A 16,226-nucleotide genomic window follows, 5' to 3' on the forward strand; every position below is an offset into this window, starting at 1 on the left:
CCTGTCGCCTGCCCAACGTTCGGGAAGGGTGCGGCCTTGGTCCAGATTCGTGATGAAGTGGCCGGCGACGTCGTCGCCCGCGAGCAGCTCCTTGACGCCTGCTTCGGCGAGGCTCGCCGCCTGAAGACGTCCGAGCGCCTGCGCGAAGGCCGGCTTCCGGCGGAGGGCCTCGCCCTCACCGCCGAGAAGGACGGTCGCGTCGTCGGCACCTGCCGTCTGTGGCATGTCGAGGCCGGCGCCCGGCGCCCGGCCCTGCTGCTGGGGCCGCTGGCGGTCGACCCGACGATCCAGGGGCTCGGCCTCGGATCGATCCTGATGCGGGCTGCCCTGCGTCGTGCGGACATCCTCGGCCACGGCGCTGTGCTGCTGATGGGCGATGCGCCCTACTATGCGCGCTTCGGCTTTTCGGCGGAACGCGCGGAGGGGCTGTTCATGCCCGGCCCGTTCGAGCGCGAGCGCTTCCTCGGGCTCGAGTTGCGTCGCGGTGCCCTGGCCGGAGCACGGGGTATCCTGCGGGCATCGGGTGCCTGGGATCAGGCGGCACCCATCCCCCTTGTGCCGGCGGTGGCCGAGAGCGGCGCAGGCTCCCGACGACGGGTCGCCTGACGGCCGTTCCGGCGAAACCGCGGGTCAGACGGCCGTGTGATGCTCGGTCTTGGTGGCGAGATCGCAGCGGCGCTGGAAGGCGGCATCATGGCGGCGCGTCACCGCGCGAAGCAGCGAGGCCGCCAGGGTGATGATGCCCGGATCGCGGTCGATGGGCTCGTCGACCGGAGCGGCGAGGCGCGAGGTGATGAGTGCGAGCATGGTAGAAGTCCGTGGCGTTGAGGGGACGGACTTTTCCGCGTCGGTGTTCGCTGTTGTTCTGTTGCAGTGCAATATCGGTGTGCGGGGCCGTCGTCGCAATGCGCTGCGGTGGGACCTCGCCCTGCGTACAGGGCATGCGCCGCTTCAAACTTCCGTAAGACTCGGTGCATGGCGCATGAGTCGATTGCCCCGGGGCGGTTGACCGCCGGAGCCGCAAACGCCACTGAGCCCGTCGCTTGTTCGTCATTTGCGCCGCCTAAGGCATGCGGTCGCCGTACGACCACCGACAACGACACGCGTATGAGAAGGACCCGACGCCCATGACCGAAGCCGCCACCGCCTGGCCCGTCCACGGCCGCATCACAGGCCCCATCGTAATGATCGGCTTCGGCTCCATCGGGCGCGGCACGCTCCCGCTGATCGAGCGCCACTTCGAATACGACAAGGCGCGCTTCACCGTCGTCGAGCCCTCCGACGCGCACAAGTCCCTGGCCGATCAGCACGGCCTGCGCTTCGAGCAGGTCGCTCTGACCAAGGAGAACTATCGCGAGGTGCTGACGCCGCTGCTCACCGAGGGCGGCGGCCAGGGCTTCTGCGTGAATCTCTCGGTCGACACCTCGTCGCGGGCGATCATGGAGCTCTGCCGCGAGCTCGGCGCCTTCTACATCGACACCGTCGCGGAGCCCTGGCCGGGCTTCTACTTCGACAAGAACAAGAGCCAGGGCGACCGCACCAACTACGCCCTGCGCCAGGAGATCCTGGACGCCCGTACCGCGAGCCCCGGCGGCACCACCGCCGTGTCGTGCTGCGGCGCCAATCCCGGCATGGTGTCGTGGTTCGTCAAGCAGGCGCTGCTGAACATCGCCGGCGATCTCGGCCTGAAGACCCCTGAGCCGAAGGACCGCGCCGGCTGGGCCGCCCTCATGCGCGAGGTCGGCGTGAAGGGCGTGCACATCGCCGAGCGCGACACCCAGCGTGCCAAGTCGGCCAAGCCCATGGGCGTCTTCGTCAACACCTGGTCGGTGGAAGGCTTCGTCTCCGAGGGCAACCAGCCGGCCGAGCTCGGCTGGGGCACCCACGAGACCTGGATGCCGGAGAACGGCCGCGAACAGGAGAAGGGCTCGCGCTGCGCGATCTACCTGCTCCAGCCCGGCGCCGACACCCGCGTGCGCTCGTGGACGCCGACGGCCCAGTCGCAATACGCCTTCCTCGTGACCCACAACGAGGCCGTCTCGATCTCCGACTACTATACCGTGCTGGAGGGCGAGCGCGCCGCCTACCGGCCGACCTGCCACTACGCCTATCACCCCGCGAACGACGCGGTGCTCTCGCTGCACGAGATGTTCGGCAACGGCGGCAAGGTCCAGGAGACGATCCACATCCTCGACGAGACCGAGATCGTCGACGGCATCGACGAGCTCGGCGTGCTTCTCTACGGCCATGCCAAGAACGCCTACTGGTACGGCTCGCAGCTCTCCATCGAGGAGACCCGCCGCATCGCGCCCTACCAGAACGCCACGGGCCTGCAGGTGACCTCGGCGGTGCTCGCCGGCATGGTCTGGGCCCTGGAGAACCCGGAGGCCGGTATCGTCGAGGCCGACGAGATGGACTTCCGTCGCTGCCTCGAAGTGCAGACCCCGTATCTCGGCCCCGTGATCGGCGTCTACACCGACTGGACGCCGCTGACCGGTCGCCCGGGCCTGTTCCCCGAGGACATCGACACCAGCGACCCCTGGCAGTTCCGCAACGTGCTCGTCCACGGCTGAGACACCACGCCGCCGCGTCCCCGGCACGGCTTCCGCGCCGGGGACGCGGCCGATGCATCCGAAGCCCGTTGTGTCCGGGACTCGCGGACGGCTACGATGGCGTTGCGCAGCGACGCGCCCCATCTTCGTCTCCAGCCAGGACTGTGCCGCCCGGTGCCCCATTTCGAAGATTTCTACGCCAACAAGCTGCGCGGTTCGCTCGGGGTCACCGATGCCGAATCGGTCCTCGACCTGCGCGAGACCAACCGTCCGACCGCGGAGGCTTCGCTGGCGGACATGCTGGAACGCAGTCGCTTCGGGAAGGGCAAGACGGTGGCGATCCGGCTGGCGCCTCCGCCGGAGGGCGGCGGCGAAACCCTGTTCCAACCGATCGGCCGCCTGCTGCTCGAGGCCAAGCGCAAGGGTCTGGTCGATCGATTGCAGACCCTCCCGGCCGGCGACGGTCTCGGGTTCTACGTGGCACTATCCGGCAAGGCTGCGCGTTCCTCCGACGGATAACGTCGCGCGACCCCGGGAAACGCCTTGCTCAACCTCGGACACAACACCATCGAGCGCGTCGCTCGGTTCGGCTACGGCGCCCGCGGCATCGTCTATTGCGTCGTCGGTGGCTTGGCAGTCCTCGCCGCCATCGGCCAGGGCGGCCGCGCCGGCGACAGCGAGAGCGCCCTCCGCTGGGTGCTCGCCGGACCGTTCGGCGTCGTGCTCGTCGGCCTGATCGCGGCCGGTCTGCTCGGGTTCGCGGTCTGGCGCTTCATCGAGAGCGTCACCGATGCCGACCGGCGCGGAACCTCGCTGAAGGGCGCGACCGTCCGGCTTGCCCATCTCCTGAGCGCCGCGATCTATACCGGCCTCGCCATCACCGCCGCGAGCCTCGCCCTCGGCCTCGGGCGCAAGGGCGGTGACGCCACGCAGGACTGGACGGCCTGGCTCCTGGCAAAGCCCTTCGGCCTGTGGCTCGTCGGCCTGATCGGCCTCGGCGTCATGGGGGGCGGCGTCGCCTTCCTGATCAAGGCGTTCAAGGGCGACGTCACCGATCGCCTGAAGCTCGACGCCGACCATTGTCGCTGGGCCAAGCCCGTCGGCCAGTTCGGTTACGCTGCCCGCGGCGTCGCCTTCCTGATCATCGGCGGGTTCTTCATCGCGGCGGCCTGGTATCAGGCCTCCTCGGAGGTGAAGGGCTTGGCCGGCGCCTTCGCGGCCCTGCGCGCGCAGCCCTATGGCTGGGTGCTGCTCGCCATCGTGGCGGCCGGGCATTTCGCCTTCGGCGCCTTCGGTCTGATCCAGGCGCGCTTCCGCCACATCGACGCGCCGGATATCGACCAGACCGACGACGCCGTCGCCGCCGCGATTCGCGCGGTGCACTGACGCCCCCCCGGACCAAAAGCGAACGCACGGGGATTGAGGCCCGAATCGCAGGAGGTGTTCAGAGGCCCATCGGCCGAGGCGGCGCGCCTGACAGAGGGAGAAGCCATCATGCACATTCGTCCGACGATCCTGGCCGGCCGCCTCGTTGCCCTCGGCCTCGGCCTCGCGTCCGCTCCGGCGCTCGCGCAGGGCATCTCCATCGGCCCCGGCGGCGTACAGGTCGATCCCGGTTACCGCCGCGGCTACGACGATCGTGGTCCGCCGCGCAGCGAACTGACCCGTGGCGAGGCCGCCCGCATCGCGCGGCGCGAGGGGCTGGTGGATGTGGACGGCGTCGACCGGCGCGGCCCGCGGATGATCGTCCGCGGTTCGGACCGGCGGGGCGACGACATCACCGTCGTGCTCGACAGCCGGTCCGGCGACGTGATCGACGTCCGCCGCTGAGCAGACAGACCGCGATACCATTCGCGTCGATCGAGGCCCGCCCGGCGATGTCGGGCCTTCGTCAGGCCTGGCTGCGGGCGAAGCGTTCGAGACCCTCGCGGGCCGTGCTCACGGGCCGCCATCCCAGGGTTGCCAGCCCCTCCGCGTGCGCGACGAGGCTGGTGGAGAGGCGGGCATAGGCGCGCTCCTGTCCTGCGAGCCGGCAGGCGAGTGCGAGCAGCGCGGACGGCGCGGGCAGGAGTCCGGCGCGCCGTCCGAAGCCGGCGCGCAGGGCCGTCACCATCTCGGCCGGGGTGAGCGGATCGGGCTCGGCCACGATGAGCGGCCGGCGCAAGGGACCGGGCGCTGCAAGCGCCACGGCGACCGCCTGGGCCAGCGATTCCACCGAGACGAGAGAGCGCCGCGCCCCGAGGCTCGCGAAGGGAAGCGGCGCGGCAGAGCGGGCCAGTTGCAGCAGGGTCGCGACATTGCCCGTCACGCCGGCGCCGTAAACCAGGACGGGGCGAAGGGCGACCCAGTCGAGCCCGGTCTCCGCCAGGGCTGCCTCGGCCGCGAGCTTGGAGCGCCCGTAAGCCTCGGTCGGGGCTGGCAGATCGGACTCCGTGACGAGTCCGGGCGCCGAGATCCCGGTTTGCGCCCGGATGGAGGACAGGAAGACGAAGCGCTGGACCCGGGCCCGGACGGCCGCCTCGGCGAGACGCAGGGTCGCCTCGGTGTTCGACGCGCGGAAATCGTCCTCGGGCGTGCCCGACATGGTCAGCGACAAGCCCGCGGAATGCACCACCGCGTCGACGCCCGCGAGGGCCGCTGCCATGTTCATCGGCCGGGTCAGGTCGCCGACGACGGCGCTGCTCGCGCCCTCCGGAACCTCCACCGGACGGCGGAGCAGGACGCGCACCCGGAACCCGTGCCGCGACAGGCTTTGCAGCAGGTGCCGCCCGATGAAGCCCGTGGCGCCGGTCAGTGCGATCAGCGGTCCACCCATGGGACGAACCCTCCTGACGGCAGCAGCGCCGTGACCTCGATCTCGACCTTCATCTCGGGACGCAACAGACCGGCGACGATGACGAGCGTGGCGGCGGGCCGGATCCCGGCCAGGACCCGGCCGCAGACCGCGAGAACCGCTTCGGCCTCCGTACGATCCGTGACGTAGTAGGTCGCCCGCACGATCTCCGCGAGCCCGGTCCCGGACTGTGCCAGGACGTCCCCGATGGTCCGCCAGCAGGCCTCGGCCTGCTCGGTGGCCGAGACCGGCAGCGTCATCGTGGCGTAGTCGTAGCCGGTGGTGCCGGCCACGAAGACGAAGCCGCCCTGCACCACGGCGCGCGAATAGCCGTAGGCCGCTTCGAACGGCGAGCCGGAGCTGATCAGGCGCCGTGCGCTCATCCGCGCCGGAGGGCTTCCAGGACCTTGGCCCCGGGCCGACCGGTGGCCGGCATGCCGAGGCTGCGCTCGACTTCCTTGATGGCGTCGCGGGTCTTGGAACCGACCTTGCCGTCGGGTTCACCCACATCGAAGCCGCGCTTGGTGAGGCGGGCCTGAAGGTCGCGGCGCTCGGCCCGCGACAGCGGCGGATCGTCGGTGGGCCAGTCGGCCTGGATGCCGCCCCGCCCGCGCAGACGGTCGGACAGCACCGCGATGGCGAGGCCGTAGGATTCGGCCGCGTTGTAGGAGTAGAGCGCGTCGAAGTTCTTCGTCACCAGGAAGGCCGGGCCGTCGATGCCGGCCGGAAGCAGGATGCCGGCCGGACCGTCGCCCGAGAGGGGACGGCCGTCGACGCGGGTGACGCCCAGCGAGGCCCAGTGGGCGATCGCCTTCTTGTTCTTGCGACCCGCCGCGCCGGCGTTGAAGCCGCGCGGCACCTTCACCTCGTAGCCCCAGGGCTGGCCGTTGTTCCACTTGGCCACCCGCAGGAAGTTCGCCGTGGAGGCCACGGCGTCCGGCACCGAATCAACCAGGTCGCGGCGCCCGTCGCCGTCGCCGTCGACGGCGAGGCGCTGATAGGTGGTGGGCATGAACTGCGTCTGCCCGAAGGCGCCGGCCCAGGACCCGTTCAGGCGGGAGGGATCGATATCGCCGCGCTCGATGATCTTCAGGGTGGCCATCAGCTCGCCCTTGAAGAACTCCTTCCGGCGATGGTTGGCACAGATCAGCGTGGCGAAGGACTGCACCAGCGGCATCTTGCCGAGGTTCTTCCCGAAGTTCGATTCGACGCCCCAGACCGCCGCGATGGTGTGTCGGTCGACACCGTAGCGCGCCTCGGCATTGGCCAGGGCCTGCGCGTGCTGGCGCATGGCGGCCTTGCCGTCGTCGACGCGCTCCTCGTCTACGAGGGCGGCCATGTAGTCCCAGATCGGCGTCTTGAACTCGGGCTGGGCCTGGCTGAGCTCGAGGACCTTCTCGTCGTAGGTGATCCCGGCGGTCGCGGCCCGGAAGGTCTGGGCCGAGATGCCCTGCGCGGCGGCCTGCGCCTGCAGGCTTCCGAGGCAGTCCTGGAAGTCGGCTTGGGCCGGGGCGCAGATCGCCAGGAGGGCCGCGGCCACTCCGCCGGAGAGGGTCGCCGTCTTGCCCGATCGGCCGAATGCCATCGTGTTCTCCGCCAGTGCGTTCGTCGAAACCGTGATCGCCGATTCAGGCGATACCAGGGTTAACGAACGGTTGAGGCCGGCACCGAATGACCGGAACGCCCGACGCACACATCCGACTGCCCCGTGCCCGACCCTCGGAATCGGGCGGGAGAGCCGGCGTCGATCGCGCTCAGGCGAACCCGCGCGCGGCGAGCTTCTCCTCGTAGGCGTCGATGGCCGGAGCGCGCTTCAGGGTCAGGCCGATCTCGTCGAGGCCGTTGAGGAGGCTCTCCTTGCGGCCGGAATCGATGTCGAAGTGCAGGGTGCCGCCGTCCGGACCCTTGATGGTCTGGGCCTCCAGATCCACCGACAGGGTCGCGTTGGAGCCGCGCTCCGCATCCTCGAACAGCTTCTCCAGATCCTCGGGGGAGACCGTGATCGCCAGGATGCCGTTCTTGGCGCAGTTGTTGAAGAAGATGTCGGCGAAGCTCGTGGAGATGACGCAGCGGATTCCGAAATCGGTCAGGGCCCAGGGCGCGTGCTCGCGCGACGAGCCGCAGCCGAAGTTGTCGCCGACCACGAGGATCCTGGCGTTGCGATAGGCCGGCTTGTTCAGCACGAAGTCCGGGTTCTCCGAGCCGTCGTCGCGGTAGCGCATCTCGGAGAACAGGCCCTTGCCGAGACCCGTGCGCTTGATCGTCTTGAGGTACTGCTTCGGAATGATCCGGTCGGTGTCGACGTTGATGATCCGCATGGGCGCCGCGACGCCCTCCAGGGTGGTGAACTTGTCCATGATGGTCGCCGTGGTCCGTGAACGTCGTGCGTGACGGCCGACCCGCTCGGGCGGGCGGCCGGTCGCTTCGGCACCGGTCTATCAGGCTGCGGAACGCGCCGGAAGCCGGGCGACCGGTCCCACGTCTCGCGATCGTCGCGCATCGCGCCTATGCTGGGGGTCGCGCACGACAGGGGGCAGCGATGGCCGAGACGACCAACCAGTTCAAGAAGGCGCCCAAGCGCAAGAAAGAGAAAGCGCGCTCGGTGACGGTGTCGCCCGAGATGCGCCAAGCCTACGCGGATCTGATCAAGCAGAAGGAAGAGCGCGAGGAATACGCAAAACACCTGCCCTCCGAAAAGGGCAGGTGAGCGAGACGAGCCGGCGAAGGTTGCTTCGCGCCCGCCCTCCGAGAAGGGCAGGCCATCGTTGAGACGGGAGCGACGCCGAACGCCTAGCGCTTTCCAGCCTCGATCACGTCCTCGACCGTGCGCAGGCCGGCGCGGGGCGCGTTGACGAGGCAGGCCATGTTGCCGGGGGCGTGCTGGTTCTTCCACATCTTGGTGTGGGCCTGGGGGATCTTCTCCCAGGGGAAGACCTCGCTCATGCACGGGTCGATGCGCTGGTCGAGGACGAACTGGTTGGCGGCGGAGGCCTGCTTCAGGTGGGCGAAGTGCGAGCCCTGGATGCGCTTCTGGCGCATCCAGACGTAGCGGGCGTCGAAGGTGATATTGAAGCCGGTGGTGCCGGCACAGAACACGATCATGCCGCCGCGCTTGGCCACCAGGGTCGAGACCGGGAAGGTCGACTCGCCCGGGTGCTCGAACACGATGTCGACGTCGTTGCCCTTGCCGGTGATGTCCCAGATCGCCTTGCCGAACTTGCGGGCTTCCTTGAGCCAGGTGTTGTACTCGGGCGAGTTGACCTTGGGCAGCTGGCCCCAGCAGTCGAACTCCTTGCGGTTGATCACGCCCTTGGCGCCGAGGCTCATGACGTAGTCGCGCTTGGTGTCGTCCGAGATCACCGCGATGGCGTTGGCACCCGAGGCCGCGCAGAGCTGCACGGCGAAGACGCCGAGGCCGCCCGAGGCGCCCCAGACGAGGACGTTCTGGCCCGGGCGCACGGTGTGCGGGGCGTGGCCGAACAGCATGCGGTAGGCGGTGGCAAGGGTGAGCGTGTAGCAGGCCGCCTCCTCCCAGGTCAGGTGCTTGGGGCGCACCATGAGCTGGCGCGACTGCACCCGGCAGAACTGGGCGAAGGAGCCGTCGCCGGTCTCATAGCCCCAGATGCGCTGGGAGGGTGAGAACATCGGGTCGCCGCCGTTGCACTCCTCGTCGTCGCCGTCGTCGCGGTTGCAGTGGACGATGACCTCGTCGCCGACCTTCCAGCGCTTCACCTTGGCGCCGACCTTCCAGACGATGCCGGAGGCATCCGAGCCGGCGATGTGGTACTCGCCCTTGTGCACGTCGAAGGGGGAGATCGGCTCGCCGAGGCCCGCCCAGACGCCGTTGTAGTTCACGCCGGCGGCCATGACGTAGACCAGCACCTCGTCGTCGCCGATGTCCCAGACGGGCAGCACCTCGAGCTGGTGCGACTGCTCGGGCGGTCCATGGCGCTCGCGCCGAATGGCCCAGGCGTACATCTTCGCCGGCACGTGCCCGAGGGGCGGCACTTCGCCCATCTCGTACAGGTCCTTCAGTTCCGTCGTGCTCGACGCAGCGCTCGCGGCCATCTTGGCTCTCCCCATCACTTCTTGTGCTGCTCGCTATATCGGCGAACCGAGAGCCGTCCAAGAGCCCGAACGGCCAAGAATCTTTTCGACTGAGGCCAAGAAACCTTCACGTCCCCAAGAACAAGCCGCCGCTTGAGCCGGCTCGATCCTGTATTCAATATTATCGTGACCGCGCGGGCCTTTAGCGCCCTTTGTACACAGGCTTGACTGCCTGCGGCCCGCCGCGTCTCGCTCGGCGCTCGGCCGTGGCCCCGCGGTCCGGGCCGGGCGCCGACTTGTACCAATGTCCAATCCTTCGCGGTGTCCTGGAGCCGCCCGACCCGCTCAGGGGCGCCGGTGTTGTCCACAGGTCGCTCGGCGCTCGCCCCGTGAAGCCAGAACGGCCGACCGGGAATCCCCGCGGGCGCCCCCGTGCGCGGCACGTTTGCGTGAGGTCGCGGCGTCGGCGAAAGCGCGAAGAGCGGGGCCGCCCCGGATGTTCTTTGGTGCTGATGACGTGGCGAACGCGCTTCGCTAGGGTGCGCCGCAAGTGATCGACAGCAGTCAAAAGCAATTTGAGATCACATCAAATTCAGTCTTGAGGGAGTGTTCCGGGATGAGCGGACAGGCAGCGGTCGCCGAGACCAAGCGCGACAAGCCGTGGATCATCCGCACCTATGCGGGTCATTCCAACGCCAAGGAGTCGAACGCGCTCTACCGCGGCAACCTGGCCAAGGGACAGACCGGCCTCTCGGTGGCCTTCGACCTGCCGACCCAGACCGGTTACGACCCCGACCACGAGCTCGCCCGGGGCGAGGTCGGCAAGGTCGGCGTCTCGATCGCGCATCTCGGCGACATGCGGACCCTGTTCGAGCAGATTCCGCTGCAGCAGATGAACACCTCGATGACGATCAACGCCACGGCGCCGTGGCTGCTGTCGCTCTATCTCGCGGTGGCCGAGGAGCAGGGCGCGCCGTTCGCGGGCCTGCAGGGCACCACCCAGAACGACATCATCAAGGAATACCTCTCGCGGGGCACCTACGTGTTCCCGCCCGCGCCGTCCCTCCGGCTGACCAAGGACGTGATCCTGTTCACGACCAAGGAAGTGCCGAAGTGGAATCCGATGAACGTCTGCTCCTACCACCTGCAGGAGGCCGGGGCGACGCCGGTGCAGGAGCTGTCCTACGCGTTGGCCATCGCCATCGCGGTGCTCGACACCGTGCGCGACGATCCCGATTTCGACGCGGCGAGCTTCGCCGACGTGTTCAGCCGGATCTCGTTCTTCGTGAATGCCGGCATGCGGTTCGTCACCGAGATCTGCAAGATGCGGGCGTTCTCCGAACTGTGGGATGAGATCGCCCAGGAGCGCTACGGCATCACCGATCCGAAGAAGCGCATCTTCCGCTACGGCGTCCAGGTGAATTCGCTCGGCCTGACGGAGCAGCAACCTGAGAACAACGTCCACCGCATCCTGATCGAGATGCTGGCCGTGACCCTGTCGAAGCGCGCCCGCGCCCGCGCCGTGCAGCTGCCGGCCTGGAACGAGGCGCTCGGCCTGCCGCGCCCCTGGGACCAGCAATGGTCGATGCGCATGCAGCAGATCCTCGCCTTCGAGACCGACCTGCTGGAATACGACGACATCTTCGACGGCTCGAAGGTCATCGACGCCAAGGTCGAGGCCCTGAAGGCCGAGACCCGCAAGGCCCTGGAGGAGATCGGCGGCATCGGCGGTGCCGTGGCGGCGGTGGAGACCGGTGCCCTCAAGCGCGCGCTGGTGGAATCCAACGCCAAGCGCATCTCCGCCATCGAGGCCGGCGACCAGGTCGTGGTGGGCGTCAACAAGTTCCAGGCCGGGGAGCCCTCCCCGCTCACCGCCGGCGAGGGCGCCATCTTCACCGTCTCCGAGACGGTCGAGATGGAGGCCGAGCAGCGCATCCGCGAGTGGCGTTCCAAGCGCGACGGCCAGGCGGTGGAGAAGGCCCTCGACGCGCTCGAGGCCGCGGCGCGCTCCGGCGCCAACATCATGCCGGTCTCGATCGCGGCGGCGAAGGCCGGCGTCACCACCGGCGAGTGGGGCGAACGCCTGCGCCAGGTCTTCGGCGAGTACCGCGCCCCCACCGGCGTCACCCTGGAGACGATCTCCTCGGGGGCGGCGCAGGACGCCAAGCTCCTGATCGCCGATCTCGGCGAGCGCCTCGGCGAGACCCCGAAGCTGGTGGTCGGCAAGCCCGGCCTCGACGGCCATTCCAACGGTGCCGAGCAGATCGCGCTCCGCGCCCGCGACGTCGGCTTCGACGTGACCTACGACGGCATTCGCCAGACCCCGGCCGAGATCGTGGCCAAGGCCAAGGCCACCGGCGCCCACGTGGTCGGGCTTTCGATCCTCTCCGGCAGCCACGTGCCGCTGGTGCGCGACGTCCGGGCGAAGATGCGCGAGGCCGACCTCGATCACATCCCGCTCGTGGTCGGCGGCATCATCTCGCCCGACGACGAGCTGGTGCTCAAGAACATGGGCGTCACGGCGGTCTACACCCCGAAGGACTACGTCCTCGACACCATCATGGTGGGCATCGCCAAGGTGGTGGAGCGCGCCCTCGACAAGCGCGCCGCCGAGCAGGCCGACGCCAAGGCCGGCATCGCCGGGGCGACGCCGCGCAGCGACACGACCGAGAAGGTGTTCTGACCCGCCGTACGCCCATCGCCCGCGCTCCCGACGGCGCGGGCGATGCGGTTCGGGCGAGCATGGCGCCGGCCGCGACCGCCTGCGTCGGTTGGGGTTGGGCGGTGCCCGGCCCTCAGGCCGGGCCCACGAAGCGGTCCCGCCCGGCGCCGAGGCTGCACAGGAAGGCGCAGGCCGCGATGGCGCAGAATAGGGCCGTCGAGGCCGCCCAATGGCCCGTCAGGTCGTGCGCCAGCCCGAAGCCGAGAGGCCCGAGGGAGGCCACTGTGTAGCCGACGCTCTGGGACGTCGCCGCGAGGCTGCCGGCCGTGGCCGGGTCGCGGGCGCGCAGGACGATGATGGTGAGGCCGAGGCCGAACAGGCCGCCGAGGCCGGCACCCAGCAGCATGCCGACCGGCAGCGCCCAGGCGAGCGGGCCATAGACCAGGGCGACGAGGGCCAGGGTGCAGAGGGCGAGAAGGCCCGCGGCGAAGCCGCGCTGGTCGCGGACCCGGGCCGCGAAGGAGGGCACCAGGAGTGCCGCCGGCGCCTGCCCGATGCTCATCAGCGAGGACACGAAGCCGGCTTCCACCGCGCTCAGCCCGCGATCGTGCAGCACCAGGGGCAGCCAGCCGAACATGATGTAGGCCAGGGACGATTGCAGGCCCATGAAGCCGGTGACCTGCCAGGCGAGCCGGTCGCGCCACAGGGAAATCCGCCGCGCTGCGCCGGGTGTGGTCTCGGGCGCCCGGGCGAAGGGCGCCCAGGCGAGGGTGGCCACGAGGGCGGGCACGGCCCAGAGGGCGAGCGCGGCGGGCCAGCCGCCGAGGCCGTCGGCAAGCGGGACCGACAGGCCCGCGCCCGCCGCGGCGCCGAGGCAGAGCACCATGGTGTAGAGGCCGGTGACGACACCCGTCAGGCCCGGAAAGTCGCGCTTGACCAGGCCCGGCAGCAGCACCCCCGAGAGGCCGATGCCCAGGGCGGCGAGGCAGGCCCCGACGAAGAGCGGCCCCAGCCCCCCGAGGCCGCGCAGGCCGGAGCCGAGGGCGACGACCGCCACGGCGAGGAGCACGCCGCGATCGGAGCCGAGGCGCCGCATCACCCAGGGGCCGACGGTGCAGGCGAGGCCGATACAGAGCACCGGAAGCGTGGTGAGCAGGGCGGCCCCGGCGGCGCTGAGCCCCGTCTCCGCCCGGATGCGCTCCAGGAGCGGGCCGACGGTCGTCAGGGCCGGGCGCATGTTGAAGGCGACCAGCATGATGCCGAGACCGAGGAGGATCGGCCGGGCCGTGACCGGCAGGGTGGTCTTCACGCGCTTCGCCGCCGTGCCGCCAGGAGGGTGAGGAAGGTCCCGACCCAGACCAGACCGAAGGGCAGGTCGCCGAGGCGGGCATAAAGGGTCCGTCCCGGGAGGCGCTCCGGAAGATCGGCGTCGAGGACGCCCTCCACGCCGAGGGGCAGGCTGGCGGTGATCCGGCCATGGGCGTCGATCACGGCCGAGATGCCGGTATTTGCGTCGCGGACCAGGGGCAGCCCCTCCTCCACGGCGCGCAGGCGCGCCTGGGCGAGGTGCTGGCGCGGCCCCGGCGTATCGCCGAACCAGGCGTCGTTGGTCAGGTTCAGGATCAGGCCCGGCACCGGCGGCGGACCGTTCGGGCTCGCCCCCGGAACGATGGCGCCCGGAAAGATCGCCTCGTAGCAGATCGTCGCCGCCACCGGCGGCAGGCCCGGCACGGTCATGATCCGCTGGGTCGCCCGGTCCCCCGCCGTGAAGCCTCCCGGAATCGAGACGAACTGCCGGATGTGCAGGGCCCGCAGGGTCGCGTCGAGGGGGGCCGGCAGGTACTCGCCGAAGGGCACGAGGTGCACCTTGTCGTAGATGTCGCCGAATTTCGGCCCGGCCGAGATCGTCAGGATGCTGTTGAAGAAGCGCGGCCGCTCGTCGCCCACCGGGACCTCGGCCCGGGCCGCGCCGGTGATGAGCTGCTTGCCCGGCGGAAAGGCGGCGGCAACCCGGGCCAGGGCCTCGGGATCGCGCTGGATCAGGAACGGGAAGGCGGATTCCGGCCAGATCACGTGGGTGACGTCGGCGATGCCGGTGCGGTCGGGCGCCGCGGCGCGGTCGCTGAGTTCGAGGTAGCGGTCGAGGATGTCCTGGCGGTTCTCCGGCCGGAACTTGGCGTCCTGGTTCAGGTTCGGCTGGACGAGGCGCAGGCGCACGCCCTGGACCAGCGGATCCGCGCCGGCCGGCACCCGCTGGGCGCCGTAGCCGGCGAGCCCGGCGAAGGCGAGGCCGGCGAGGGCGAGGGGAAGGTAGCGGCTGGACCAGCTGTGGGCGGTCGCCAGGGTCGCGGGGGCGGCCGCAACGAGGATCGCCAGGAAGGTCAGGCCGTAGAGCCCACCCACGGCCGCACCCTGCATCAGCCAGAGGTTCTGGCCCAGGGCCATGCCCAGGGTGTTCCAGGGAAAGCCGGTGAAGAGATGCCCGCGCAGCCACTCGCAGGCGGAGAGGCCGAGGGCGAAGCCGACGAGGCGCAGCGCACCCCGCGACCAGAGCAGGCGGGCCAGGGCGAAGCCGAAGGCGTAGAACAGCGCCAGCACCGCCGGCAGGCCGACGACGCCGAGCGGCAGGGCCCAGAGGAATTCCTCGGCCTCCACCAGGAAGGCGGAGCCGAGCCACCACAGGCCGGCGGTGAGATAGCCGAAGCCCCAGGCCCAGCCGATGACCGCGCTGGCCAGCACCGCACCGCGCGTGGCCCTGCGCCCCGTGGCGGCCCCGTCGACGAGCCAGACGGCGACGCTCAGGGAGACCACCAGGGCGGGAAACAGCCCGAAGGGCGGCATGGCGAGGGCGCCGAGGGCGCCGGAGGCCATCGCGATGGCGATGCGGCGCCAGCCGGCGCTGAGCATGACCCAGTGGGCCAGGGCGGCGAGCGGTCCCGTCGCCGGACCGCGCCCGGCGCGGTCCGCGGGGATCGAGGTCATGCCGGCTCCGTCACGCGGCGGGTGATTCGGATGCGGGCTTCGGCGCCGGCAGGGCCAGGGGCACCACGGCGGTGATGCGGGCATCGCCGCGATGGAGGCGCAGGCGCTTCACCCGGCGCGGATCGGCATCGAGCACCTCGAACTCGAGGTCGCCCGGCCCGCTGATGAGCTCGCCCCGGGAGGGCACCCGCCCGGCCAGGGTCACGATCAGGCCGCCGATGGTGTCGATCTCCTCGGCCATTTCCCCGACGGCCGCCACGAGGTCGACACCGCTGGCAGCCGAGACCTCGGCCAGGCCGGCCCGGGCATCGGCCACGAAGACGTCGCCCTCGCCGTCGACGCGCTGGACGAGATGTCCCTCGGCGACGTCGTGCTCGTCCTCGATGTCGCCCACCACCACCTCGATCAGGTCCTCGATGGAGATGAGGCCGTCGGTGCCGCCGTACTCGTCGATGACGAGGGCCATGTGGGTGCGCGTCGCCTGCATCCGCACCAGCAGATCGATGGCCGGCATCGAGGGCGGCACGAACAGCACGGGGCGCTGGATGCGGGTGGCGGCCAGGGTGGCCGACAGGTCGACATTGGCGAGGTTGAGGGTGCGCAGGGCCCGCGTGCCCCGGCGCGCCCGGGGCGGCAGCACGGGCGCGGCGTCGCCGTCGCTGGCGGGGGCCGCGGGCGGCGTGCGGCGGCTGCCCGCCTCGGCCCGGGCGGCGATATGATCGACGAAGTCGCGGATGTGGACCATGCCGCGGGGGTCGTCGAGGGTCTCGCCGTAGACAGGCAGGCGCGAATGCCCGGCCGTCCGGAACAGCTTCAGGAGATCGCCGAGGCTGGTCTCCATCGACACCGCGACGATGTCGGCCCGGGGGATCATCACGTCGTCGACCCGCACCTTGTGCAGGCCGAGGACGTTCTTGAGCATGGCACGTTCGAGGGGCGAGAACGCGTTCTCGCCGGTGTCGGGCTCGGCCAGCGCGTCCTCGATGTCGTCGCGCAGCGAATCGCGGGGACGAAGATGGAAGACGTGCAGGAGGCGGTCGTACCAGGGCTCGCGGGCCTGGCTCTCACCGTCGCCGGAACTGGGCGCGGCCTGGGCCGCGCCGCGACTTCGATCGTTTGTCATGTCTCTCTGATCTGGAGTGTCGGGCGG

General features: G+C 70.3%; 16 protein-coding genes. 7 read left to right on the top strand and 9 right to left on the bottom strand.

All coding sequences use genetic code 11. The features are described from left to right. Positions 1–36: 36 nt before the first annotated feature. Positions 37–606, top strand: coding sequence for a GNAT family N-acetyltransferase (locus AC0IY1_RS17405; protein WP_055957854.1), 570 nt, complete (start codon positions 37–39; stop codon positions 604–606). A 24-nt stretch (positions 607–630) separates the two neighbouring features. Here AC0IY1_RS17405 and AC0IY1_RS17410 read toward each other — a convergent pair whose 3' ends face one another. Beyond that, entirely contained in the window at positions 631–807 is a 177-nt protein-coding gene (locus AC0IY1_RS17410; RefSeq protein WP_200930240.1) for a hypothetical protein, read from the bottom strand. A 320-nt stretch (positions 808–1,127) separates the two neighbouring features. Here AC0IY1_RS17410 and AC0IY1_RS17415 point away from each other — a divergent pair, with 320 nt between their 5' ends. The 4 genes from AC0IY1_RS17415 to AC0IY1_RS17430 all read left to right on the top strand — a co-directional run bounded on the left by AC0IY1_RS17415 (position 1,128) and on the right by AC0IY1_RS17430 (position 4,382). Then, positions 1,128–2,573, top strand: coding sequence for a homospermidine synthase (locus tag AC0IY1_RS17415; protein WP_055957851.1), 1,446 nt, complete (start codon positions 1,128–1,130; stop codon positions 2,571–2,573). 153 nt (positions 2,574–2,726) lie between these two features. Beyond that, the gene (locus AC0IY1_RS17420; protein WP_055957848.1) at positions 2,727–3,071 is read left to right on the top strand and encodes a hypothetical protein; all 345 of its coding nucleotides are present in this window, start codon (positions 2,727–2,729) and stop codon (positions 3,069–3,071) included. Between the two features lie 24 nt (positions 3,072–3,095). After that, the gene (locus tag AC0IY1_RS17425) at positions 3,096–3,938 is read left to right on the top strand and encodes a DUF1206 domain-containing protein (protein ID WP_055957845.1); all 843 of its coding nucleotides are present in this window, start codon (positions 3,096–3,098) and stop codon (positions 3,936–3,938) included. 108 nt (positions 3,939–4,046) lie between these two features. Beyond that, a complete protein-coding gene (locus tag AC0IY1_RS17430; RefSeq protein WP_471771202.1) occupies positions 4,047–4,382 on the top strand; it encodes a PepSY domain-containing protein in 336 nt (111 codons plus the stop codon). A gap of 61 nt (positions 4,383–4,443) precedes the next feature. On the opposite strand, the gene AC0IY1_RS17435 is transcribed toward AC0IY1_RS17430, so the two are convergent. The 4 genes from AC0IY1_RS17435 to leuD form a co-directional block, all read right to left on the bottom strand. Then, positions 4,444–5,367, bottom strand: coding sequence for an NAD-dependent epimerase/dehydratase family protein (locus tag AC0IY1_RS17435; protein ID WP_471771203.1), 924 nt, complete (start codon positions 5,365–5,367; stop codon positions 4,444–4,446). Beyond that, positions 5,352–5,768 (bottom strand): RidA family protein, encoded by a 417-nt coding sequence (locus AC0IY1_RS17440; protein ID WP_471771204.1) that lies wholly within the window; start codon positions 5,766–5,768, stop codon positions 5,352–5,354. The genes AC0IY1_RS17435 and AC0IY1_RS17440 overlap by 16 nt, the downstream gene beginning before the upstream one ends. Beyond that, entirely contained in the window at positions 5,765–6,970 is a 1,206-nt protein-coding gene (locus AC0IY1_RS17445; protein ID WP_103709694.1) for a lytic murein transglycosylase, read from the bottom strand. The genes AC0IY1_RS17440 and AC0IY1_RS17445 overlap by 4 nt, the downstream gene beginning before the upstream one ends. Positions 6,971–7,139: 169 nt before the next feature. Beyond that, positions 7,140–7,742, bottom strand: coding sequence for a 3-isopropylmalate dehydratase small subunit (gene leuD / locus AC0IY1_RS17450; protein WP_471771206.1), 603 nt, complete (start codon positions 7,740–7,742; stop codon positions 7,140–7,142). A gap of 182 nt (positions 7,743–7,924) precedes the next feature. Here leuD and AC0IY1_RS17455 point away from each other — a divergent pair, with 182 nt between their 5' ends. After that, entirely contained in the window at positions 7,925–8,092 is a 168-nt protein-coding gene (locus AC0IY1_RS17455; RefSeq protein WP_181017318.1) for a hypothetical protein, read from the top strand. Positions 8,093–8,175: 83 nt separating this feature from the next. On the opposite strand, the gene ccrA is transcribed toward AC0IY1_RS17455, so the two are convergent. Beyond that, a complete protein-coding gene (ccrA, locus tag AC0IY1_RS17460; RefSeq protein WP_055957829.1) occupies positions 8,176–9,453 on the bottom strand; it encodes a crotonyl-CoA carboxylase/reductase in 1,278 nt (425 codons plus the stop codon). Between the two features lie 595 nt (positions 9,454–10,048). Here ccrA and AC0IY1_RS17465 point away from each other — a divergent pair. Then, complete coding sequence (locus AC0IY1_RS17465; RefSeq protein WP_471771208.1) at positions 10,049–12,115, top strand: protein meaA; 2,067 nt, start codon at positions 10,049–10,051, stop codon at positions 12,113–12,115. Between the two features lie 112 nt (positions 12,116–12,227). Here AC0IY1_RS17465 and AC0IY1_RS17470 read toward each other — a convergent pair whose 3' ends face one another. The 3 genes from AC0IY1_RS17470 to AC0IY1_RS17480 are packed head-to-tail and all read right to left on the bottom strand — an operon-like array spanning position 12,228 to position 16,199. Beyond that, on the bottom strand, positions 12,228–13,403 hold the full coding sequence (locus AC0IY1_RS17470; RefSeq protein ID WP_471771211.1) for an MFS transporter: 1,176 nt from the start codon (positions 13,401–13,403) through the stop codon (positions 12,228–12,230). After that, a complete protein-coding gene (gene lnt / locus AC0IY1_RS17475; RefSeq protein WP_471771213.1) occupies positions 13,400–15,076 on the bottom strand; it encodes an apolipoprotein N-acyltransferase in 1,677 nt (558 codons plus the stop codon). The genes AC0IY1_RS17470 and lnt overlap by 4 nt, the downstream gene beginning before the upstream one ends. A gap of 10 nt (positions 15,077–15,086) precedes the next feature. Continuing rightward, positions 15,087–16,199: a hemolysin family protein gene (locus AC0IY1_RS17480; protein WP_471771216.1), complete on the bottom strand. Its 1,113-nt coding sequence runs from the start codon at positions 16,197–16,199 to the stop codon at positions 15,087–15,089. Positions 16,200–16,226: the final 27 nt, after the last annotated feature.

This window comes from Methylobacterium sp. AC690 (assembly GCF_979256535.1).